Source organism: Methylomonas sp. 11b, assembly GCF_000515215.1.
Taxonomy (GTDB): Bacteria; Pseudomonadota; Gammaproteobacteria; order Methylococcales; family Methylomonadaceae; genus Methylomonas.
Map to the genome: position 1 here is coordinate 3,728,776 of NZ_KI911557.1, position 22,645 is coordinate 3,751,420.

Consider the following 22,645-nt stretch of genomic DNA (forward strand, 5'->3'; position numbering starts at 1 on the left):
AGCACCGTCATGACTAAGCTGGCCGCTGATACCGTTGCGATACACCGTCTGACCGTCCGGGCCGGACAACAGCGGGCGGCGGAAAGCGTGCGCGACAGTTTGCAAAGCGTGGATTGGCCGCAAGCAGGGCAGGATAGCTGGGTGTTTATCCGTCGCCTGCACGTCAGCGGTACTTCGCGGCAACTGCCTGGGCAATTGCTCGACCAATCCCGCCAATATTTAACGCAAGGCAACAACCCCGAACAGGTGATGCGCTTCGCCAGCCTGGCCGAGCTGTTGGCGGCCTTGCTTACAGATCTGGTGCGCGGTCGCGCCGGCTTTAACTGGTATTGGCGACGCTGGGCGCATTGGTTCGATTTGCCGGTGTCGCGGGCGATCGCTGGCAACTTATCGGAGCATCTGGCTTTGCTGCCGTCGGTTGCTGCGCGGTTGGCGCAACGGGGTGGCTTAGCCGCCGTCTGGTTGAGTCTGAACGACAGCGATGCTCGACAATTGGCGGTTGAACTGGCCGGACTGAATGGTTTTCGATTGCCAACTGTGTTGGAAATATCAGAACTACTTGATCCTGGAATTGGGAGGGCGGAAAGGCTACACCCGTCAGTAGCTGCAACACACACTTGGGCTGGGCAAATATCCTTGCGGCCAGAATTATCGGCGCATTGGCGCGGGGTGTTGCAAGAGTTGAATGTCACCGATGGCCGCTATCAATTGGCCTTGTTACTGATCGGTCGGGAAGCGGCCCCGCTATTGTTGCAACAGCAGCCGACTAACGTGCTGGCGTTTTTATCCAGCTGTTTTGCCTTCCCTTTGCAAGCCAAACAAAAGGATGTTGGTGGCCAGCTTAGGTCAGCGCAGATGAATGACGCGACCCAGGCAAGGGTTCATCCGGCACCATCTAATGCCCTTCCCCAAGCACCGTCGGTGAGACAAGCCGGCCAGACGCCAGCGCAGGTAGGGCGTGATACAAAATTAAATTCCGATAACGGTGTGGAAAACCAAACGCCTTTGCTGTCTGAGCGCAACTATTATGTCGGACCTGACGGCACAAAGAGCGGACGATCATTGCAAAATCGTATTCAAGTAGATCGGTCATTTGCCGATTCGTCTGTTCGTGCTACGGAGCTTGAACAGGTTTTACATTCCTCACAAGTCAGCGAACGCCCTGAGTTTGCCGGATTCCATACCCGGCAAAGTGGCTTGTTGTATTTATTGAATATGCTCAACCGCGCGGAAATGCGCGGCTTGATGCTGGAACATGCTGAAATCTTGCCTAGCGGCTGGGCCTGGTTGTATCGGTTGGGGCAAGAATTGCAGTTGGAAGAGGACGATGCGCTGGTCGATTTCATCGCGCTGCAATTGGGTCTGGATGATAGCGCCGAACTGGTCCAATTGCCGCCTTTGCCAGCCCGCGAACAGGTGTTGAGTCTGGCCGAGCGCTGGTATGGCAAGACCGGCGTTTGGCAGCCTGAGTTGTTGGCGCTTGCCGGGAAAATTCACTACAGCCCCAGCCATATCGATTTGTACGCGCCGATGTCGGCGATCAGATTGCCGGTGCGCCTAGCCGGGTTGGACATCAATCCGGGCTGGCTGCCGTGGCTGGGCAGAGTCGTGAGTTTTCATTATGACTAAGTCGTCGCAGCCCTTTGCCGAATCGCTAAATCTGCAAGCACCTAACCGGCAGCAACCATTCGCGGCTTTGGTGTGGGTCGGTTTGGCCGAGTTCTGGGAGCTGATGATGCCGGGCGACACCGAGCTGTCCGTGCAATTACGTCGGCAAGCCGCCCGGCAGTTAAACGTGGAAGTTCTGCCGAGTTGGATACAAATGCAAGATGCTGCGGCGATGCAGTTTTTTAACTTGCCCGGTCCCTTCGGACATTGGCTGCGCGAACAACGTATCGACTTGCCGCAAGCCTTTTTGTTGGCCGTGGTCGGCAGCGCCGAGACCGACTATCTGGTGACCCTGACGCTCAGCGAGTTGCAGGCGCCCAATCCCGGCAATCGCTTGGCCGTGCATTTGGCTTTGACGATGTTGGACGAATTGTTCGGTGCCGGCACGCTGGATGCGCTGGATTTGCATGCTACGCCGTTGGTGCAACAACAGGTGTTATTACTGGAAGGATCGGGGCCGTTGTCGCTCAGGCAATTGCGTATCGAGCCGGCCTTGTGGTCGGTATTGTGCGGCAGACCGGCTATTTGGCCGGGCTGTCGGGCGATTGCATTGACTGACCGCGAGTTGTTGCCGCTGCGCGTCCGCAAACAATTGCCGCATCTGGCAACATTAATCGCGAAAGGCGAGGTGCGCGGCTTGGCTATACGCGGTAACAGCGGTTGCGGTCGGCGGGCCTTGGCCTCCGAATTGGCCGGTTTGTTGGGATTGACTGCCATCGAAGTGCCGAGTGAATTGTGGCAACAGCAGCCGGCCTTACCGCTGGCCTGCCAACTGGCCGGCTGGCTGCCGGTAATCAAGGTGCAGGTCTCGGCCGGCGAGAGCTGGCAGTTACCGGCGATACAGCCCAATATTGCCCATGTGATTGTGCTGGGGATGACCGATGCGGTGTCCGGTCAGGATTTGCTGGAACTGGAAATGGGCGTACCTGACGAAGCCGAACGCCGCCAGCTTTGGGCGCGTTATCTCGCCGATCCCGAATTGGCCGGCCGTGCCGCCAGTGCGCTACTGAGCGGGCCGGTGATTCAGAAAGTAGCCCGCAATGCGGTGCTGCGCGCCGAACAAAGCCGAAGTGTATTGAATGCCGAGCACATTGCCCAAGCCCGCCGCGACTTAGGCGCGGAGCGCTTGCGACTATTGGCCGAGCCGGTGCGACGGCGGGTCGAGCGAGAGGCAGTGGTGTTTCCACCCTTGGTCGAACAATACCTGCACGATTTCATCGCCCGTGCCCACAGCCGCGAATCGTTGTGGGAAGCTTTGGGCGTAACCTTGCAAGCGTCGCGCAATGCCGGCCTGCGGGCCTTGTTTGTCGGCGACAGCGGCACCGGCAAGTCCCTGGCCGCCAGTTATGTCGCCACCGCGCTGGGCGCGCCTTTGTACCGGGTCGATCTGGCGGCGATCATGAACAAATACGTCGGTGAGTCGGAAAAAAACCTGGGCAGTTTGCTGGATCTAGCGGCCGCCGCCGACGCGATATTGTTGTTCGACGAAGCCGATTCGTTATTTGGTCGCCGCACCGACGCCCAGCAAAGCGGCGAGCGTTACGCCAATATGTTGACCAACTTCTTATTAACCCGCATCGAAAATCATCCCGGCATCACCATCCTCACAACCAATAGCCGCGAGCGCATCGACAATGCCTTTACCCGGCGTTTGGATGCGATTGTGGATTTTCCAATGCCGGGGTTTCAGGAGCGTCTGGATTTATGGCGGAGCCATTTCGGCCAACGCAGCCCCAGCGACGATTTGTGCAAGACGTTGGCCAGCTATTGCGACATTAGCGGCGGCCAGATCCGGAACGTGGTGCTGACCGCCGCAGGTTGCAGTTCGGCTGACCAGCCTATCGGTGTCGAGCCGTTACTGTCGGCTTTGCAGCGCGAATATCAAAAACTGGGCCGCAATCCGCCGGCGCAGTTAAAACAGTTAAGGAGTTAGCTTATGGCAACCCTGGCGTCCAAACTCCGTAAAAAGCAGCCACAGCGCAAATCCAGTGCGCCGCCCAAACCCAACGAAGAAAAAAAACAGCGCAAACCGGCGTATCTGCAACGCAAGATGGCCGTCAGCCAGCCGCATGACCCCGAAGAAAAGGAAGCGGACCAAGTAGCGCAGGAAGTCAGCCGCGCCAAAAAAACCGGCGAACAGCCGGGGGTGAAGGAAGACAAGGGGATGATTTCCAGCAAGCCGGTGCCGAGTGCTCAGCGCTTGCTGCGGCGGTTAAACCGGGCGGCGGCGGATACCGCCAAGCCGGAAGAGGAGCAAAGACCGGTGCGCCGGGCGAAAAAGCCGGATGACGAAAACAAAAACCCGGTTGCGCAGCGTTCTGTGGAAACCGAAGACAAAAAAGAGGATCAACTCAAACGTCTGAGTCGTAAAACCAAGGAAGAAGAAAACCCCAAGTCTGCCCGGCTATTTCGCAAGGCCGCAGGACCGGAAAAAACAGACGAACAACAAACGACTGCTGCGCGTTTGTTGCGCAAATCCAAACCGGCGGAAGAGGAGCAAGCGGTCGCCCAAACCCGCCTGCACAGGGCTGCCGCCGAACAAGTGGAACAGCCTGGAGATACCGAATCAGCCGCGTCGGCAAACACAGTCGAGCAGTCGGTGGAAGCGCGAATCGAGGAAAGCCGGGGTAAGGGGGCGCCGTTGCCGGAAAATATCCGGCGCGAGATGGAGCAACAGCTTGGTGCGGATTTTGCCGGGGTGACCATTCATAACGATGCCGAAGCGGCGGATTTGTGCAAGCAACTTAATGCCCGTGCCTTTACCGTTGGTAACGATGTTTACTTCGCGCCCGGCGAGTTTGCGCCGGAAGCCGACGCCGGACGCGAACTGCTGGCGCACGAGTTGAGCCATGTGGTGCAACAAAGCGGTGGGGTGCAACGCGTAATGCGCGCACCGCCGGCGGCACCTGCTGCCGCTCCCGCAGCGGGCGGTGCCAAAAGTGCCGGTAAAGGTACGCTGAAGGGTGGGGAATTGCATGTGCCCCTGCTGACTTTGCCGCAAAAACCGGGCATGCAGGAAAAATTCAGCGCTAAATACGGCGGGTTGACCAATTGGAAATTGCCGCAAGCCGACGAGCGTACCAACCAGATTGACGACTGGAAAAAGCAGATCAAACCGTCGTCCGGCGGCTGGGATTTAAAACCCTACCTCGGCAGCGACAACACTTTGCCGGATACCAACGGTGCCAGCACGCAATATGCCTTGAAGCTGAAAGCCGGGGGTGGCGGCCAAGGCTATCTGATCGGCTCCGAAAGCGACATCCGCGAGCAGGCCATTCTGCCGTGGTGGAATAGTCAGGGCGCGCCGCACCTGTTCGATGTCGATCATATTCTGGAGCTTCAATTGGGCGGCGATGCGGACAAGCTGGAAAACTTCCAGTTACTGGATGCCAGCGCCAATCGCAGTTCGGGTAGCAAGATTAAAAACGCCATCGATAAGGCGATACGCGCGGCCATTCCACCCGAAGTGGAAGGTGGTGGCGACTTGCCGGAAAATCTCTCCAAACCGTTGCCAGGGCGGGGCAAAGCCGCCCCTGGCGCTGCACCGGCACCGGCTGCGAATGCCGCGGCGCCTACTCCGGCCCCAGCTGCGGGAGGCGGCGCAGCACCGGCTACCGCCGCCAAAGATCCGGCGTCGGCTGCACTGGACGCGATCAAAACCAGCTATCAGGATAAGCTGATTTTCGACGAAGTGAAATTCGAGGGGGCCGTCGGCGGCAATCCGGGCATCTGTTGGCAGGCCGACCGCGTCACGAAGATGGAGCATATGAAGCCGTTGGAGAAGGCCACCAAAACCAATGCGCCGGATCTGTTTGCCAACGATAAATTGCGGCTGCTGCCACGTCCCGGTGCCGGGGTGATGTTTGTCAGTGCGCTTAAGGGCGACCCCGGTAGCGAAACCTTCGATGCCGGCAGTTGGGGCGGCATGTCCGTGGTCGGCGGTACCTTTAACCGCAGCGCCGGTAGCGGTACGGTGACGCTGACCATGCCCAAAACCAAAAAAGTCGATGCGCAGAACACTACACTAAATTTTGTCAGCAGCGGTGCGCCGACGCTATGCCATATTCCGCCCGGCCAGGTAGCGGATGCTTATCGCAACGCTTTTAAAGCCAAGACTTTGAGCCCGATTGCGCTGAATAACGCCGATATGGATGCCAGCGCCAATATTGTTGGCGGTGGGGTGCTGACGATAGACGGCATTCCGCTGTTGGCCGGCACGACTGTCGATGTGGCGCTGGTAGGCGGCGATCTGGTGTTCTCGAAAACCTTTTCCACTGATGAATTCGATATGAAAGGGCCTATCCAATTGGATAGCAGTTCGCTGACGCTGAGTGCCGGCGCAGCCACGCCGATTGCAGCCGCCGGCTTGGTGGAGTTTCATATCGGCGAACTAGCCAAAGGTTCTTTGGAAGGCAGTGCCACCGCCGGAGGCTTTGCGATGGCCGGCCAATTGGAATTTGATAAACAGCTGTTCACCGGTGCGGGGCGCATCGATTATGACAGCGCTAAAGGCATCAAAGCTTCGGGTACGCTCGGCCTGAAGCCGGGGGCGTTGAAAGGCATCAAAAAAGCCAGTTTTACCCTAGCTTACGACGATGCCAAAAAAGCCATCGATTTTGCCGGCGATGCCGAGGTTTCCGTGCCCGGCTTTAAAGGCGCCAAACTGTCCGCGCATGCCGACGATACCGGCAATATCAGCCTGGGCGGCGAGGCAACGCTGTCCGACACCATTCCGCGCATCAAGGGCGGCAAGCTGACTATTGCAGCTGATCGAAAGGGCGATGTCTGGTCATTGGGCGGCGGCGGCGAGCTGGAACCCGATTTGAGCGGATTGGACGCCAGCGCCAAAATCAAACTGGATTATAAAGATGGCTTATTGAATGGCAAACTCACGGCCAATTACAAACGCAGCATGCTGGCCGGTAATATCGATTTGAATGCCAAAGCCGTGGTCGGTGAAGGTGGCGGCGAGGCCGAGCCCATCAAGGTGTGGGGCAGCGGCACGGTCGATGTCACTGCCGCGCCTTGGTTGAAAGCGACGGTTGGATTGACATTGGACGAGAAAGGCGAGATTACCGTGTCCGGCGAATTGGGTTTACCCAGTTCGTTGGAGATCTTTCCGCGCAAGGAGATCAACAAATCGTTGTTTGCCGTCGCCACGCAAGTACCGATTGTGCCGGGCATCGTCGCGGAAGTGGGCGGCAATCTCAGTGCGACGGCAGGCATTGGCCCCGGCAGCCTGGATCAGTTGAAAATTGGTTTGACCTACAATCCGGATCATGAAGAAAACACCAAAATTACCGGCGACGCGCATCTTAAAGTGCCAGCCGATGCCGGCTTGCGCTTGGCGGTGCGAGCCGGTATCGGTCTGGGTATTACCGGCGCCAGTGCCACCGGCGGCCTGGAGATTGGCGGCAAATTGGGCATCGAAGGCGCGGCGGAGGCCGGTGTGCACGTGGATTGGACGCCGACTACCGGTCTGGATTTAACCGCCAAGCTAGCGGTATCCGCCCAACCCAGCTTTACCTTTGATATTTCCGGTTACGTAGCAGTCACTGCGCTGGGCTTTAGCGTTTATGACCAGCGTTGGCAACTGGCTTCGTACCAGTTCGGCTCTGATTATAAGTTCGGTATCAGCCTGCCGGTGCATTATCACGAAGGCCAACCCTTCGATGTGTCGCTGGACGATGTGCAGTTCGAGGTGCCGGACATTTCGCCGGGTGACATATTGAACGGTTTGATTGCCAGGATAGCTTGATGAATGCGCTTAACGATCTGCTCAGAGAAGGGGTAATCGCCCATCAGGCCGGCAATCTGGTCGAGGCGGCGCGTTTGTATCGGGCGGCGCTGGAATTGGACGCTGACAATGCCAGCGCGCATAACAATCTGGGTTTTGTGTTGGCTCAGCGGCAAGAGTGGTCGGAGGCCTTGGTGCATTTGCGTACCGCGCTACGTCTGAAACCGAATATGGCGATGGCGCATTGCAATATCGGACAGGTGCTGGTGAATACCGGTCGTGCCGGCGAGGGCTTGGCACATCTGGAGCAGGCTACGGTATGCGATCCGGATAGCGTCACGGCTTGGGACAATCTGGCCCGCATCAGAGTCTTACTCGGCGACTTTCAGGGCGGCGAGTATGCGGCGATCCGAGCCTTGAAACTGCAACCCAACGCGCCGCAGCTGCATACTCGTCTGGGCATCGCCGTGGCCGCTCAGCAACGGCTGCCCGAGGCCTTGCAGCATTATCAGCAGGCTTTGGCACTGGACAACAGACATCAAGAAGCCTGGGCGCAACTGGGTATTACCTGTTTCCTGCGTAACGATCTGGGCAGCGCCCGCGACGCGTTGGAAACCGCGCTGGCCCTTAACCCGGAAGATAGCAATGCGTTGCGGCATCTGGCCTTGGTGAACCTGAGTCTGGGTAACCGTGATGTCGCCATCGCCCAGTTCGAGCATTTGCTGGAACATAATCCGGACGATGACGAATCCCGCCTGGATTTGGCCGTGGTTTTGTTATCCGGCCAGCATACGGCGGCGGCGTTGGAACTGCTGGAGTCGATAAGCGAGTCTGTACGCGCATCCAGCAAATATCAGTTTTATTTGGGTTTAGCCTTACAGCAAAACGGCGAGCAGGAATCCGGCGCGCAATTGCTGCGACAACTGGCGGATTTGCCGGATGATGCTTACGGGGTTAAGGCGCGGAAGATGTTGTTGGTGAGTTGAGTTTAGTGAGGCGGGAAGGTTTTGAATCTGCCGGGGGTTAACCAATTTGGTGAAAAGGATTTTTTGAACGGTGGGCAACGGTCAATCGGAGACATTCAATGATTTCCGCGTATGGCAGCCGCATAATAGCAAGCTGTCTTTCCTCTCTAAGCCAAGGGAAGGGGGAGATAAAACCCGTCTCGCTTCAACGCTATATTAATATTAGATGTTAAGAGCATTATTTCGTCGCGCCAATGAATATTTCAAATGGTGACACCTTGTACACTTCGACTCCCTGAAAACCCAATAGATTCATGTATTCGGCGATCTTTTCGGAAATGTGCATCGCGAAATCAACGCTTGGGACGGTTGACCCTGGAGGTATAAGGCCATGTAGAACTCCAATAAATTTTCCCTCTTCGTTCTTCTTTAGGAACATGTTTGGAATAGAAACCACAATACCTCCGCCGTTCGCTAATACTCTGTATGCTTCATGAAGCGACTCTTTTATATCAAAAAGGGTTGACTGATATGTTCTTAGCGAGATGTATAGATCCTTTGAAAAGGAGTCGATTTCTTTTAAATCCTCTGCACTTCCGATTTTTAGCACTGCATTGGGTAACTTGTCTTTTGCATAATTTAGCGCTTCAGGTGAGATATCAACTCCAGTTAAGCTCGCGCAATTATCCAAGAATACTTGTGATGCATAGGCATTTCCAATGCCTACGTCTAACACTTCAATGTTCTTAATATCCGTTATACCCAGCCTTGCCAAAAACAAGCACAGGTAAGTGTGCCATTCCTGGATCCCTTGAACTCCTAGTTCCGCAATGTTTACTAGTTTTTCATCTTCTCTAGGTGCAGCATACTTTGATGTAAAAGCTGTTTCACGGGCAAACCCTACTAAATGATCTATTTTTTCATCAGATAGTTGCTGATTTAATATTTTGATCCGCTTCTTAAGATCATGAATATTTACTCCCGGAACAATTTTAATTCCTCCAGTATTTACATTTTGCCTGTGAAGCTCATTCAATATGATATCGGGAGTGCTCTGCAGTCGGTATTTGGATTTCGAATGTACCGCGTTTTGCTGCTCTACATTATTTGCCTCCAGATGGACGGTGTGAGTTTTCCATATTGGAATGAATAGAATCAAAAAGAGCACAAACAGAACTGGAGCTATCCACCTGAGAGACTTCTCAATTTCAGGGGGAAAGCTTGGCACCTTAAAAATCCCAAAATCGAGTCCTCCGACGTAAGGAGCGAGCAGAAGAACTACTGTGATCACGAGGAAAGTATTTATTACGTTATCTGGGATACCGATCCTTTGATACGTATTCACTGAATTGAACTCCATCGTTCAGTATTACCATTGTTAATTAGTTAACGGTATATCTACCACTAATCTTGACTCTCCTCAATACATATCGGTCTGCAAGGGTTTTTCCTTCTGTTTATCATCCCGTACTGTGAAAATTAATAGCCGGTAAAGACCAATTTGCCGTCATTTGACGAATATAGGGATTGTCAGCAAAGAGTCGGTTTTGACAATTCGCCAATTCAAAACCGCCATCATCAATTACCAATATTATCAGAATAGGTGGCCTAGTTTAGATTAGGGAATGTGGTGGTTTTTAGTTGCGATGAATGGCTTGATTTAGGGGAATAGCAATCAAAAAGCCTGGAAATATTCACATCTGTTCGCCCGTTGCTTGTTGGTAATCAATTTGGCCTTTGGTTCACTGCATTTGTTAGGGGTACTGTTAGCAAAGAACCGGCAATTGCGACAGACGCGCGTGGCGGTGCGGCAGCCGGCGCATTTGGACTCGTACGCATAATCGGTTTGCCGTAGTTTGTAAGCACAGCGCCAACATTCGCCTTTACCCTCGATACTCATCACTACCCAGTTCTACCAGACAATATCTCGATTAGCATACGATTTTCCTGTCCATTTATCATCTGAGGTAGTTAGCCACTAAGCTTTTGTCATCGAAGCAGATCGAACGGCAGACCGCAACGGGTGTGCGCCGTGCAAAGGCGGCGCTTTACCAGTGGGTGAGAGACCCACCCGGCTAAATCGCTCCGGCCGGAAGCAATCGGAGCAGTCATGGAGGTAACGAAGTGGCTGGAGCCTCCGATGTAAAGAGATCGCTTTAGGCGATTCAGCGAGTGTGCAGGCCGTAATGTGAGTGAACACCGAGCAAGCCTCGAAAAGGTCGATGCGCAGGCCGACCCGACAACCCTTTCGGGGAAGGCTGATACGGCTGGGAAATCGAGCGAAGAGTATTTCCAGTCGCTGCGCCGGGGCAGTGGTGACAGCATGTACACAAGGTAAGCGCACGCAACACGGGAAGCCCTGTGGCGTGGCCAGCGATGACCAACCGGATGCCCGTGAGGGACAGGCCGGGCGCTGCAGGGTGGCGGAGAGGCTTGTAGTACCGAGGAAGCCGGGTAATGCTGGTGGAGGGAAGGTGCCTTAGTTCAAAATCAACGCAATAAGTGGAAAAGGACAGGAGATTGGGCAACCTATCAACTCCGTTAAGCGTTCAGAAACTACAGATGGCGTTACACGCAAAAGCGAAGGCTGAAACTGACTATCGCTTCTATGCGCTGTACGACAAGCTATACCGAGAAGACATCTTGGCGCATGCCTATGCCTGCTGCCGCGCCAACAAGGGTGCACCGGGTGTGGATGGTCAGAGCTTTGCGGATATAGAAGCGTATGGCGTGGAGCGGTGGCTTGGTGAACTGGCGCTTGCGCTCAGAGAGGAAACTTATCGACCAGATCCCATCAGACGAGTCTACATCCCCAAGCCGAATGGCAAACTGAGGCCGCTAGGTCTATCGACGCTACGAGACCGGGTCTGTATGACGGCAGCCATGCTGGTAATAGAACCGATCTTCGAAGCCGATCTGCCGGACGAGCAGTATGCTTACCGTTCGGGCCGCAATGCTCAACAGGCGGTGATCGAGGTGAAGGATCATCTCTATCACGGTCACCCGGATGTCGTCGATGCCGACCTTGCAGATTACTTTGGGACAATACCCCATGCCGAGCTACTCAAGTCGGTAGCACGCCGGATTGTGGATCGGCGTGTGCTGCATCTGATCACGATGTGGCTGGAATGTCCGGTAGAGGAAACCGATAAGCGAGGACGGACGAAGCGCACAACCGAGGCCAAAGATCATCGGTGTGGTATTCCACAGGGATCGCCTATCTCACCGCTGCTGTCGAATTTGTACATGCGACGGTTTGTGCTGGCGTGGAAGAAACTGGGCCTGGAACAGCGGCTCGGCAGTCGGATTGTCACCTATGCCGATGACCTAGTGATCTTGTGCCGACGAGGTAAAGCCGAAGAAGCATTGCAATGGATGCGCAAGGTCATGGGGCAAATCAAGCTGACGGTAAACGAGGATAAAACGCGAGTCTGTAATGTGTTGGAAGATGAGTTCGACTTTCTGGGTTACACATTTGGCCTGCAGTATCGGCCGCAAAACGGTAAGGTCTATTTGGGCTTCCGGCCATCGAAGAAAAGCATCAGGCGCATGGTCGAAAAGATCCATGCCTTGACGGCCTATTCAATGGCGTGGCATGACACCACGTTGCTGATCTATAAATTGAATCGCATGCTACGCGGTTGGGCAAACTATTTTAAGGTAGGAACCTTCAATCGCGCCTATCGTGCGCTGGATAATTACACGGCAGCGCGGTTGCGTCGGTGGTTACGCAACAAGTATAAGGTGAGAAAGCGAGCAGGCGGAGGCTATCCACTTCCGTACCTCTACCAGACGCTAGGTTTGGTGCGCTTAAGCCGCTTGGGGTGTGACGAACCGTGGGCGAACGCGTGATATTTTGTCCGAGAGCCGGATGCGGGAAATCTGCCAGTCCGGTTCGATGAGCGGGGTGTGGAAACGGGGTTAAGGCAAGGCTATTAGGACACCGTCAAACGAAAGGGACGGAAACAGCAAGCCAAATCTAATGCTACCGCGCCACATCTCGACTCTACCGCAGCAAGGCCATAGCGCCCTCCAGACCTGATTATCAATCTGCGCTAAGCGCTCTTTATAGCGCCCCAAGGTTATTAGTAAGCGCGCCAATTTATTTCTAATTGTTATCAGGTCTAAGGGATACGGCGTTACTTTCAACGTCCAGCTTGATGCCCTAATTGTTGAAACTGCGTCAATAACCCCCCGCAAAATCAATATTCCCGCTTGAAAAAATCGGCCGGAAGGCCAGAATGAAACGCAGAGCGCTACTGCGGTGTTAACACTGCGCAAGCGGTCGATGACGAGTGGAACAAATGAGCGGCAACGCGTGTCCTGTCTGAGGATTGAACGTTAGGGGCAATTACCACGTAAAGAGCGGGTACGGAAAGATTCAAATTGGTGCATAGTGGCGTCGAATCCCTCGAGCAATCGTGGTTTCGTATTTTGTTCATAATTGGCTGAAATGATGGCAGATGTCTTGGTTAGTGCGGCCTCACGGTAAATTTCGGGATTTCTGACTGACTACAGACCTCGAGTCTGACCTCGCCAACGGCATCGGCGGTAGGCTGGCGGGTTGGAAACTACAGTTTAGGCTGTCGAATCCCCCGCCGGCGGGCTCATCATCCATCTCCGGTTATTTCTCCCTTCCTGCTTTGCGAACAGCACTTCGGCTGTTTCTTGATGTTAGCACCTTGCTTCTGTATCCAGGCATACGCCGCAATGACATTAAAATTCCGTGGAATAGGCCTAACCGGTCAGCATTGATACAATAAGGCATTATTTCTCAAAGCCACATTATCCAGGGAGTACTTCATGATTCGCTTTCCAGCAGAATGGGAAACACAATCAGCCGTTATCATTGCTTGGCCGCATCACAGCGGCGACTTTACCAATCTGTCCGCCGTCGAAGACACCTATCATTTTGTCGCCACTACCATCAGCCGCTTTCAGCCCTTGGTGATTATTTGTAAGGACGGCGAGCATCAGCAGCATATTCAGACGCAACTGGGCCACAACGACAAAATTCATATGGTGCAGGCCGATTACAACGATATTTGGCTGCGGGATACGGTGTTTTTGACGATGGAATGGGAGCATCCTAAAGCCAGCGTGCAGTTGCTTAACTTTCGATTCAATGGCTGGGGTAAGAAATATCCGCATGCGGCCGACGATGCCTTGAATCTGGCGCTGTTTGCGCATCCGATTTTCAAAGGCCATCCTACCGCGACGCTGGACCTGGTGCTGGAAGGCGGCAGCGTGGAATCGGACGGTCAAGGTACCGTGATGACCACCAAAAATTGTCTGCTCAACCCCAACCGCAATCCGGATTTGTCGGAAGCGGCAATTGCCGGGCAGTTGCAAAACTATTTGGGCGCGAAGCGGATTTTATGGGTCGAGCAAAGCAATCTGGCAGGCGACGATACCGATGCGCACATCGATACGCTGGCGCGGTTTTGCGACGCCAATACGATTGCTTACACGGCTTGCGAAGACAGCGCAGATCCGCATTTCCAAAGTTTGAAAAATATGGAAGCGCAGTTAAAAACCTTTAAAACCGCAAATGGTGAAGCGTATCAGTTAGTGGCGTTGCCCTTACCAAAACCAATTTTTGACGAACAAGGCCAGCAATTGCCGGCTAATTACTCGAATTTTTTGATCATCAACGGCGCAGTGTTGGTGCCGGTTTATGAAGACGCGATGGATGCGGTGGCGCTGGAGCGGCTGAAAACCTGCTTCCCTAATCATGAAATTATCGCCACGCCTTGTCGGCCATTAGTACATCAGTATGGCAGTTTGCATTGCGCGAGCATGCAGGTGCCGGCATTTGTGAAATTGAATTTCTAAAGTCTTCACCCAATTTCTCGGTGCAATACGCTATCGCTATTGCACCCTACCTAGTTTTTAAAGCCGATTAACCATGAAAAAATCGATTATCGCCTGCGCCGTGCAGCAGCCTTGCAATCGCGGCCGGGAAACCAATCTGGCTTATTCGATCCGTCAAATCGAAACAGCTGCCCAACAGAACGCCGATCTGGTGGTCTTGCCCGAACTACATCTCGATCATTATTTCTGCCAAAGTGAAGACACTGCCTGTTTTGATTTGGCGCAGCCAATTCCCGGCCCGGCTTGTGAAACGCTGGCTGAAGTGGCCAAGGCCAACCAGGTGGTGATTGTCTCGACCATTTTCGAGAAACGCGCGCCGGGTTTGTATCACAACACTGCCGTGGTGTTTGATAGGGACGGCAGCATCGCCGGTACGTTCCGGAAAATGCATATCCCTGACGATCCTGGGTTTTACGAGAAGTTTTATTTCACGCCTGGCGACCTGGGTTTTACCCCAATCAAAACCTCGATAGGCAAGCTGGGGGTGTTGATCTGCTGGGACCAATGGTATCCGGAAGCGGCGCGCTTGATGGCGCTGGCTGGCGCGGATGTTTTGATTTATCCGACCGCAATCGGCTGGAATCCCGAAGATGACGCCGCTGAAAAGCAGCGCCAGTGCGATGCCTGGATTACGGTACAACGCGCGCATGCGGTGGCGAACGGCATTCCAGTTATTTCGTGTAACCGCATCGGTTTTGAAGCTGCGCCGGATCAGGCGCCGGGCATTCAGTTTTGGGGAAATAGCTTTATCGCCGGCCCGCAAGGCGAGATTCTAAGCAGCGCTGACGATAGTCAGGATGTGTTGTTATTTGCCGAACTTGATGCGCAGCGCAGCGAAGATGTCAGACGCATTTGGCCGTTTCTGCGGGATCGCCGGATAGATGAGTATGCCGATTTGAAGAGACGGTTTATCGATTAAACGCTGATGAGTTCAGCGACTTGAGAAAGCCGGGCAACAGCAAGAACTGTTGCCCGGCTTTTTTAATCAGTCTTCGCTAGCGCTACGGCTGATAGGTTCTTGAGGTGTTTCGCTGTGGCGATTGTTGCTGCGCTCGGCGAACTCTCTGTCATAAGAGCGCGGCTGGCTGGCTGCTTCGCCGCCTTCGGAATAGCTGGACGCGGGGGCTGGACGTTCGCCGTCTTGATTTCCCGCTTGGCTATTCTCGCCAGCTTCGCCACCGGCGCTTTGCTCGGGACGTCTCTCGCCGCCGTTGCGCGGGCCGCGTCTGCGGCTACGGCTGCGGCGGCTACGTTCTTGCCCGCCGTTCTCTTTTTTGGCGGTTGCAGCGGCGTCTCCACCGTTTTCCTGGTCAATAGCCACGGTTTGTTTCGGCTCGGCCGGTAAGTTGCCGGTAGCTTCACTATTTGCCGCGCCGTTGGGTGGGCGACGGTTGTTGTTACGGCGGTTGTTGTTACGACCTGATGTTGAGCGCTCGCCTCTCTCCCCTCGGTCGCCGCGATCTCCACGGTCCCGGCGATTGTTTCTACCGGATCTGGGTTTGTCTTCGCTGCTTTTTTCAGCGGCTTCAGAGCTTTCTGAGGCTTTGCTACTCCCGATCAGACGCTGCCAGAAGCGTTGAATCAAACCGGCAGAGGTTTTTTTGCTTTGTACGGGGGCAGGGGAGTCTGGTAAAAACTCCTTGATAGCGGCTTTTTCGGCTTTGGGACCGGCCTGTTTGGCAAATTCCGGTACTGAAATATCTTCTTCCTTGATATGCAAATGGCTGGCTTTTTCTTCGCTAACTTCGCCGGCCGATTTGATGCGTTCGATGTCGTAAGACGGCGTTTCCAGATGTTTGCTGGGCAACACGATAATGCCTACTTGCAGTCTGGTTTCGATTTCCTGAATCGCCGCGCGTTTCTCGTTCAACAAGAACGTCGCGCAATCGATAGGCAGATGGGCGATGACGCGCTCGGTGCCTTTTTTCATCGCTTCTTCTTCGATCAAGCGCAATACAGCCAGCGTGACGGATTCGACGTTACGGATGGTGCCTTGGCCCTTGCAGCGAGGGCAAGTCAGTTGCGTCGAATCGCCCAGTGAGGGACGCAGACGCTGTCTGGACATTTCCATCAAGCCGAACCGCGAGATGCGACCGGTCTGGATGCGGGCACGGTCGATTTTCAGGGCATCGCGCAAGCGGTTTTCCACTTCGCGTTGGTTTTTGTTCGACATCATGTCGATGAAATCGATGACGAACAAGCCACCCAAGTCGCGCAAACGCAGTTGGCGGGCGATTTCGTCGGCCGCTTCCAGGTTGGTGTTCAGCGCGGTTTCTTCGATGTCGCTGCCTTTGGTGGCGCGCGCCGAGTTGATGTCGACCGAAGTCAATGCTTCGGTATGATCGATGACTATCGAGCCGCCGGAAGGCAGAGACACTTCGCGGCGATAGGCCATTTCGATTTGGGTTTCGATTTGATAGCGGCTGAACAAGGGCACGCTGTCCTGATAGAGTTTGGCCTTGTGCAGATTGTGCGGCATCACCTGTTTCAGGAAGTTATGCACCAGCTTAAAGGCGCCTTCCTGGTCGATCAGGATTTCGTCGATGTCGCCGCGCAAGTGATCACGCAGGGCGCGAATGATCACGTTGCTTTCCTGGAATATCAGGAAGGGCGCCGTTTGTTCGCTGCTGGAACGGTCGATGGCTTCCCAGAGTTGCAGCAGGTAGTTCAAATCCCACTGTAGCTCTTCGACGTTTTTGTCGGAGCCAGCGGTGCGGATGATCAAGCCCATGCTGTCCGGAATTTCCAAAGCAGCCATGGTTTCGCGCAATTCGCTACGGTTGTCGCCTTCGATGCGGCGGGAAATCCCACCGGCTTTCGGATTGTTCGGCATCAGCACCAAGTAGGTGCCGGCCAGACTGATGTAAGTCGTTAGCGCCGCGCCTTTGTTGCCGCGTTCTTCTTTTTCGATCTGAACGACGATTTCCTGGCCTTCGCGAATATTGGACTTGGAGGATTTACCTTCTTCGTTATCGCCTGTTCTATATTCAGGAGCGATTTCCTTGAACGGCAGGAAACCGTGTTTTTCGGCGCCGTAATTAACGAAGGCGGCTTCTAGGCTGGGTTCTACCCGAGTGATGATACCTTTATAAATGTTAGATTTTTTTTGTTCTTTTGAAGGAACTTCGATGTCGAAATCATAGAGTTTCTGACCATCTACCAATGCCACCCGCAGCTCTTCGGGCTGCGTGGCGTTGATAAGCATTCTTTTCATTAAATTATCCTTATTGTAATTTGTATCCTACTTAGAGCTTAAACAGGTTTGGTTGTCGCGGATAAAGGCGGCGTGTTTCCCAATATGTACTTAAGTGAGCGGCCAGACTGACGGAAAACTGCAATTAGTTGTAGTAATTGTCGCAGCGGGTTATCGGCATTGCCGAGGGTGGCGCTTGAAAAGTGGGAGGTCTGTTATACCGAACTCTATTCTAAGGATGCAGCTCGCTCATCATGGGTTGAGCGATAAAACCCGAAAAAATTCTTTTAGGTCAGCGCGAAGACACAACGCTGAAACCCCGGTCTTTAAATTTTTATAGCTAAAGTCTATCCAAAGATAAACTAGCCTAATATAGCAATGTTTATTGACAGCAGCAATTTTAAACATGGCTGGCGGATATGTTGTTATTATTTGCTGCATGAATACCGCAGAAAATCAGACCAATCCGCAAGTACAATGGCTAGAGATTACCGAGGCAAACAGCGAACAAAGGCTCGATAATTTTCTGATCACTTATCTCAAAGGCGTCCCCAAAACCCGTATCTATCGCATGGTTAGAAAGGGCGAAGTTCGGGTCAATAAAGGCCGTATCGACGTCAGTTACAAGTTGCAGTTGGGCGATATTGTGCGAATTCCCCCGGTCAGAGTCGCGGAAAAAAAAGACGAAATCATCGTTCAGCCCACCTTGAAGTTCAGCCTGGAAAACCACATTCTCTACGAAGACGACGGCTTTATCGTGTTGAACAAGCCAGCGGGTTTTGCGGTGCATGGCGGTAGCGGCGTCAGTTCCGGCGTGATCGAGGGGCTAAGACAGGTTCGGCCGCAACAGAAATTTTTGGAGCTGGTGCATAGGCTGGACAAGGAAACCTCCGGTTGTCTGTTGATTGCCAAGAAGCGCTCGGTATTGAAGCTATTGCATGAACTTTTTCGCGGCGATGGTATTCAGAAGACGTATCTTGCCTTGCTGGTTGGGCAGTTCCAACGCAAGAAGCAGTTAGTCGAGGTGCCCTTGTTGAAAAACGTCGCCCAAGGTGGCGAACGGATGGTGGTGGTCAGCCAAGCCGGCAAATCCGCGGAAACCTTGTTCACCCGCTTGAAGCAGTTTCAGGATGTGACCTTGGTGCATGCTGCACCCAAGACTGGCCGCACCCATCAGATTAGGGTGCATGCTGCTTGGTTGGGGCATCCGATTGTGGCCGACGACCGCTACGGCGATGACAGTACGAATAAAACCTTTAAAAAGCGCGGCTACAAACGTTTGTTTTTGCATGCCGAGCAATTGCAGTTCGCCCACCCTGTAAGCGGTGCCGTGCTGCACTTCACGGCGCCTTTACCCGAGGATTTACAAGACTTGCTGAATCATGAAAAACCGCTTTGATTTAATTATTTTCGATTGGGACGGTACTTTGATGGATTCGGTGGACTGGATCGTGCATTGCATCCAGCAAGCGGCGATGAATTGCGAATGTGCGGTGCCAGACGTGCAAGCTGTCAGGGACATTGTCGGCTTGAGCATCGAAAATGCGATGAAGCAATTGTTTCCGGATGAAGAGTCCGATATCCGTCAAAAGATCGCTGCCGATTACGCGAAAACCTTTTTTACCAAGAAAATTGGCCCTGACGACTTGTTTCCCGGTGTGCATGAGATGTTGAAGCAGTTTCGTGACCAAGGGTATCACTTGGCTGTGGCGACCGGCAAGAAAAGCACGGGTTTGCATGCGGCAATGAATGCGACAGGTGCGGCAGGTTTGTTTTCTACCACGCGCTGCGCGGACCAAACGGCTTCCAAGCCCAATCCGCTAATGCTGGATGAAATCATGGCCGAACTGGGCGTAGATAAACAGCGGACCTTGATGGTCGGCGATTCGGTGCACGATTTGCAAATGGCTTTAAATGCGCAAGTCGCGTCAGTCGGCGTCACTTGCGGGGCGCATTCCGCGGCAACCTTGCAAAAGTACAATCCCTTGTTGTGTGTGAACTACCCCACCGACTTAATCGGAATCATATAGGAGACAAATGGTGGAGAATAATTACGATCTTCCCGAAGATAATGCTGAAAACAGCCCCGGTTGGGAAAAGTCGGTGCTGGAAAAATTGGCGTTCGCGGCGATCGATGAGCAAAAAGCCGCGCGGCGCTGGGGAATATTCTTTAAGCTGCTGACCTTTGCTTATTTGACTGTCGCGTTGGGTATAGCGGTGTATCCAAAATTTAAGGAGGGCATCGATTCCGGTACGGGCGAGCATGTGGCTATCGTCGATGTGTTGGGGCAGATTGTAGAAGGTGAGGCCGCCGGCGCCGATACGGTGATTGAGGGCTTGCGCGATGCAGCCAAGGATAAAAATACCAAGGGTATCATCCTCAATATCAATTCGCCCGGCGGCAGTCCGGTACAATCGGCATACATTTACGATGAAATCAGGCGCTTGAAAGTCGAACATCCGCAATTGCCGATTTATTCGGTAGTGGGCGATATGTGCGCATCCGGCGGTTATTATGTTGCTTCGGCTACCGACAAGATATTCGTGAATCAGGCCAGTATCATCGGCTCTATCGGCGTAATCATGAATGGCTTCGGTTTTACCGATGTGTTGGACAAACTGGGCGTGGAGCGGCGCTTGTTGACCGCCGGCGCGCACAAAGCCATGCTCGATCCGTTCTCGCCGGTCAATCAGCAAGAAAGCAAGCATATGCAGTCATTGCTGGATCAAGTACACCAACAATTCATCGGTGCGGTGCGGGAAGGACGCGGCAAACGTTTGAAGGAAGTCGAAGCGCCGGAGATGTTCTCCGGGCTGATTTGGACCGGTACGGAAGGCGTCAGGCTGGGGTTGGCGGACGATTTCGGCAGCGTTGATAGTGTCGCGCGCGACCAGTTCGGCACCGAGGAAAAAGTAAACTTTACCCCGCAGGAGCGCTTGATCGACCGCTTGGCCGGCAAGTTCGGCGCCTCGTTCGGTCATGCCATTGCCAGCAGTTTGCCTATTCCGGCAATACAGTAGCCGAGGGGCGTTGTCGGAGTTATTTACTTAATTTTGGCAAGACAGTTGCTTATCTGTTGGCTTTTATGGATAATGCGCAACTCTTCAGCGTCTTGCTGATGTTTTATGGTTACTGTGTCGGTCCTCTCGCAACGATACGCTGTAAACCCCGCCAGGTCCGGAAGGAAGCAACGGTAGCAGCGGACTCGTGTGCCGGGATGTGGCTGGCGCAGTAGCCGCCCAACTCTTGCCTTTCCGCGTTGCTAATGGCTTATCAGGTTCTTGCCAGAAAATGGCGTCCCAGCAACTTCACCCAGCTTGTCGGTCAGGAGCATGTCAGCCAATCGCTAATGCACGCCTTGCAACATGATAGATTGCATCATGCCTATCTGTTCACCGGCACGCGCGGCGTTGGCAAAACCACGGTGGCGCGGATTCTCGCCAAAGCCATCAACTGCGAAAATCTGAAAGATTTTAATCCCTGCGGCGAATGCCAGGTGTGCCGGGATTTCGAACAGGGCCGGTTTATGGACTTGATCGAAGTCGATGCCGCCTCCCGCACCAAAGTCGAAGATACCCGCGATCTGCTCGACAACGCTCAGTACGCCCCCAATCAAGGTCGCTACAAAGTCTATTTGATCGACGAAGTGCACATGCTGTCCGGGCATAGCTTTAACGCCCTGTTAAAGACCCTGGAAGAGCCGCCGCCGCACGTCAAGTTTCTGCTGGCTACTACCGATCCGCATAAAATTCCGGTCACGGTATTGTCGCGCTGCTTGCAATTCAATTTGAAGCGGCTGTTGCCGGAGCAAATCGATGCGCAGATGCAGTTTATTTTGGGCCAGGAGCAAATCGCTTTCGAGCCTGCTGCGCTAAAAATGTTGGGCCGAGCCGCCGACGGCAGCTTGCGAGATGGCTTGAGTCTGCTGGATCAGGCTATCGTTTACGGTAGCGGCAGCGTCGCCACGGAAGCGGTGATCGGCATGCTCGGTACCGTCGCGCAGCAACCCATCGACGATATTTTGCAAGCGCTGGCTGCTGGTGATGCGCGGAGGTTACTGGCAAAAATTGCCGATGTGGCGGAATTGACGCCCGATTTTGCAGATATTTTGCAACAGATGCTGCGAGTGTTGCATCGGGTAGCGCTGTTACAGCAAATGCCGGATTTCGTCGATCAGGAATTCGATAAACAGTTACTGGATACGCTGGCCCAGAGCTTATTGCCGGAAGATGTGCAACTGTATTATCAGATTTGTTTGATCGGCCAACGCGATCTGCCGCTGGCGCCCGATCCGCGCAGCGGGTTTGAAATGGTGATGTTGCGGATGCTGACTTTTCGGCCGCAAGCCGCAGAAGCGCAAGCGCTTGAGCCCATCAAACCGGTTGTCGTTAAACCGAATGCTAGTGTATCGGCGCCGGCTGCGGCGGTGGCGACCGAGGCCAGGCATATCGACGAGCCGCGTCCTACATCGGTCTCGCAAACTACCAATCCGGGCAATTGGACCGAGATTATCGCTGCGTTGAATATCAGCGGCCGTACCCGCGAACTTGCGAATAATTGCGTGTTGGACGGTATAGACGACAGCAGTTGTCGCTTGCTGCTCGATCCGAGCTTCCAGCAGATCGGTACTAAAGCCGAGGACAATCTAAGGGTAGCGTTGCAAAATTATTACGGTAAACCCTTAAAACTGGTCATAAGCAAGCAAGCAGAGCAGCAAATGACGCCTGCGCTGGAAATTCAAAAAGCCCGCGAAGATCGGCAGCAAGCGGCGGTGGATAGCATTAACACCGATGAAAATGTACAGGCTTTGAAAGACACCTTTGGCGCCAGAATCATGCCTGGTAGTATCGAACCGCTGAATTAAATATTGGAGAGACGATGATGAAAAATGCGCTAGCGGGCATCATGCAACAAGCCCAAAAAATGCAGGACAACTTAAAAAAAGCCCAGGAAGAACTGGGGGCGATGGAAGTACACGGCGAATCCGGCGGCGGCTTGGTGACGATTGTGATGACCGGCAAACGCGAGGTGCGTAAGGTCAGTATCGATCCATCCCTGGTCGGCGACGACAAGGATATGCTGGAAGACTTGGTGGCGGCGGCGATCAACGACGCCGTGCATAAAGTCGGCAAAATGAAAAAAGAAAAAATGGCCGACGTCACAGCCGGCATCCCGATTCCGCCCGGTTTCCAAATGCCGTTCTAAAC

General features: G+C 53.8%; 14 protein-coding genes and 1 other RNA gene. 13 read left to right on the top strand and 2 right to left on the bottom strand.

Features of this window, described 5'->3' with window-relative positions; genetic code table 11:
- The first annotated feature begins 9 nt into the window (after positions 1 to 9).
- From METH11B_RS0117915 to METH11B_RS0117930, 4 genes are read left to right on the top strand one after another with little or no spacing between them, the layout of a single operon-like run.
- Positions 10 to 1,629: a hypothetical protein gene (locus METH11B_RS0117915; RefSeq protein WP_026603197.1), complete on the top strand. Its 1,620-nt coding sequence runs from the start codon at positions 10 to 12 to the stop codon at positions 1,627 to 1,629.
- Positions 1,622 to 3,601, top strand: a complete 1,980-nt coding sequence (locus METH11B_RS0117920) for an ATP-binding protein (protein ID WP_026603198.1) — start codon at positions 1,622 to 1,624, stop codon at positions 3,599 to 3,601. Before METH11B_RS0117915 ends, METH11B_RS0117920 begins: the two co-directional genes overlap by 8 nt.
- Before the next feature lie 3 nt (positions 3,602 to 3,604).
- A complete protein-coding gene (locus METH11B_RS27955) occupies positions 3,605 to 7,426 on the top strand; it encodes an eCIS core domain-containing protein (RefSeq protein ID WP_026603199.1) in 3,822 nt (1,273 codons plus the stop codon).
- Positions 7,426 to 8,391 (top strand): tetratricopeptide repeat protein, encoded by a 966-nt coding sequence (locus tag METH11B_RS0117930; protein WP_026603200.1) that lies wholly within the window; start codon positions 7,426 to 7,428, stop codon positions 8,389 to 8,391. The genes METH11B_RS27955 and METH11B_RS0117930 overlap by 1 nt, the downstream gene beginning before the upstream one ends.
- Before the next feature lie 217 nt (positions 8,392 to 8,608).
- Here METH11B_RS0117930 and METH11B_RS0117935 read toward each other — a convergent pair whose 3' ends face one another.
- Positions 8,609 to 9,715 carry a class I SAM-dependent methyltransferase gene (locus tag METH11B_RS0117935; RefSeq protein WP_197026974.1) on the bottom strand — a complete coding sequence of 369 codons (1,107 nt, stop codon included), beginning with the start codon at positions 9,713 to 9,715 and terminating at the stop codon, positions 8,609 to 8,611.
- Positions 9,716 to 10,932: 1,217 nt separating this feature from the next.
- On the opposite strand from METH11B_RS0117935, the gene ltrA reads away from it, so the two are divergent.
- The 3 genes from ltrA (at position 10,933) to METH11B_RS0117955 (ending at position 15,163) form a co-directional block, all read left to right on the top strand.
- Positions 10,933 to 12,222 carry a group II intron reverse transcriptase/maturase gene (gene ltrA, locus METH11B_RS0117945; RefSeq protein ID WP_026603203.1) on the top strand — a complete coding sequence of 430 codons (1,290 nt, stop codon included), beginning with the start codon at positions 10,933 to 10,935 and terminating at the stop codon, positions 12,220 to 12,222.
- Between the two features lie 951 nt (positions 12,223 to 13,173).
- Positions 13,174 to 14,205, top strand: coding sequence for an agmatine deiminase family protein (locus tag METH11B_RS0117950; RefSeq protein ID WP_026603204.1), 1,032 nt, complete (start codon positions 13,174 to 13,176; stop codon positions 14,203 to 14,205).
- A 73-nt stretch (positions 14,206 to 14,278) separates the two neighbouring features.
- A complete protein-coding gene (locus METH11B_RS0117955; protein ID WP_026603205.1) occupies positions 14,279 to 15,163 on the top strand; it encodes a carbon-nitrogen hydrolase in 885 nt (294 codons plus the stop codon).
- Positions 15,164 to 15,229: 66 nt separating this feature from the next.
- Here METH11B_RS0117955 and METH11B_RS0117960 read toward each other — a convergent pair whose 3' ends face one another.
- Positions 15,230 to 17,458, bottom strand: coding sequence for an Rne/Rng family ribonuclease (locus METH11B_RS0117960; protein ID WP_026603206.1), 2,229 nt, complete (start codon positions 17,456 to 17,458; stop codon positions 15,230 to 15,232).
- A gap of 418 nt (positions 17,459 to 17,876) precedes the next feature.
- Between METH11B_RS0117960 and rluC the strand changes: the two genes are divergently transcribed.
- The 6 genes from rluC to METH11B_RS0117985 all read left to right on the top strand — a co-directional run bounded on the left by rluC (position 17,877) and on the right by METH11B_RS0117985 (position 22,643).
- Positions 17,877 to 18,836: a 23S rRNA pseudouridine(955/2504/2580) synthase RluC gene (rluC, locus tag METH11B_RS0117965; protein WP_026603207.1), complete on the top strand. Its 960-nt coding sequence runs from the start codon at positions 17,877 to 17,879 to the stop codon at positions 18,834 to 18,836.
- Positions 18,820 to 19,467 (top strand): HAD-IA family hydrolase, encoded by a 648-nt coding sequence (locus tag METH11B_RS0117970; RefSeq protein ID WP_026603208.1) that lies wholly within the window; start codon positions 18,820 to 18,822, stop codon positions 19,465 to 19,467. Before rluC ends, METH11B_RS0117970 begins: the two co-directional genes overlap by 17 nt.
- 7 nt (positions 19,468 to 19,474) lie before the next feature.
- On the top strand, positions 19,475 to 20,458 hold the full coding sequence (gene sppA, locus METH11B_RS0117975; RefSeq protein ID WP_026603209.1) for a signal peptide peptidase SppA: 984 nt from the start codon (positions 19,475 to 19,477) through the stop codon (positions 20,456 to 20,458).
- Between the two features lie 115 nt (positions 20,459 to 20,573).
- Positions 20,574 to 20,670, top strand: an RNA gene (gene ffs / locus METH11B_RS28745) — signal recognition particle sRNA small type.
- Between the two features lie 33 nt (positions 20,671 to 20,703).
- Positions 20,704 to 22,302 carry a DNA polymerase III subunit gamma/tau gene (gene dnaX / locus METH11B_RS0117980; RefSeq protein ID WP_026603210.1) on the top strand — a complete coding sequence of 533 codons (1,599 nt, stop codon included), beginning with the start codon at positions 20,704 to 20,706 and terminating at the stop codon, positions 22,300 to 22,302.
- Positions 22,303 to 22,319: 17 nt separating this feature from the next.
- Complete coding sequence (locus METH11B_RS0117985; protein ID WP_026603211.1) at positions 22,320 to 22,643, top strand: YbaB/EbfC family nucleoid-associated protein; 324 nt, start codon at positions 22,320 to 22,322, stop codon at positions 22,641 to 22,643.
- The last annotated feature ends 2 nt before the right edge of the window (positions 22,644 to 22,645 follow it).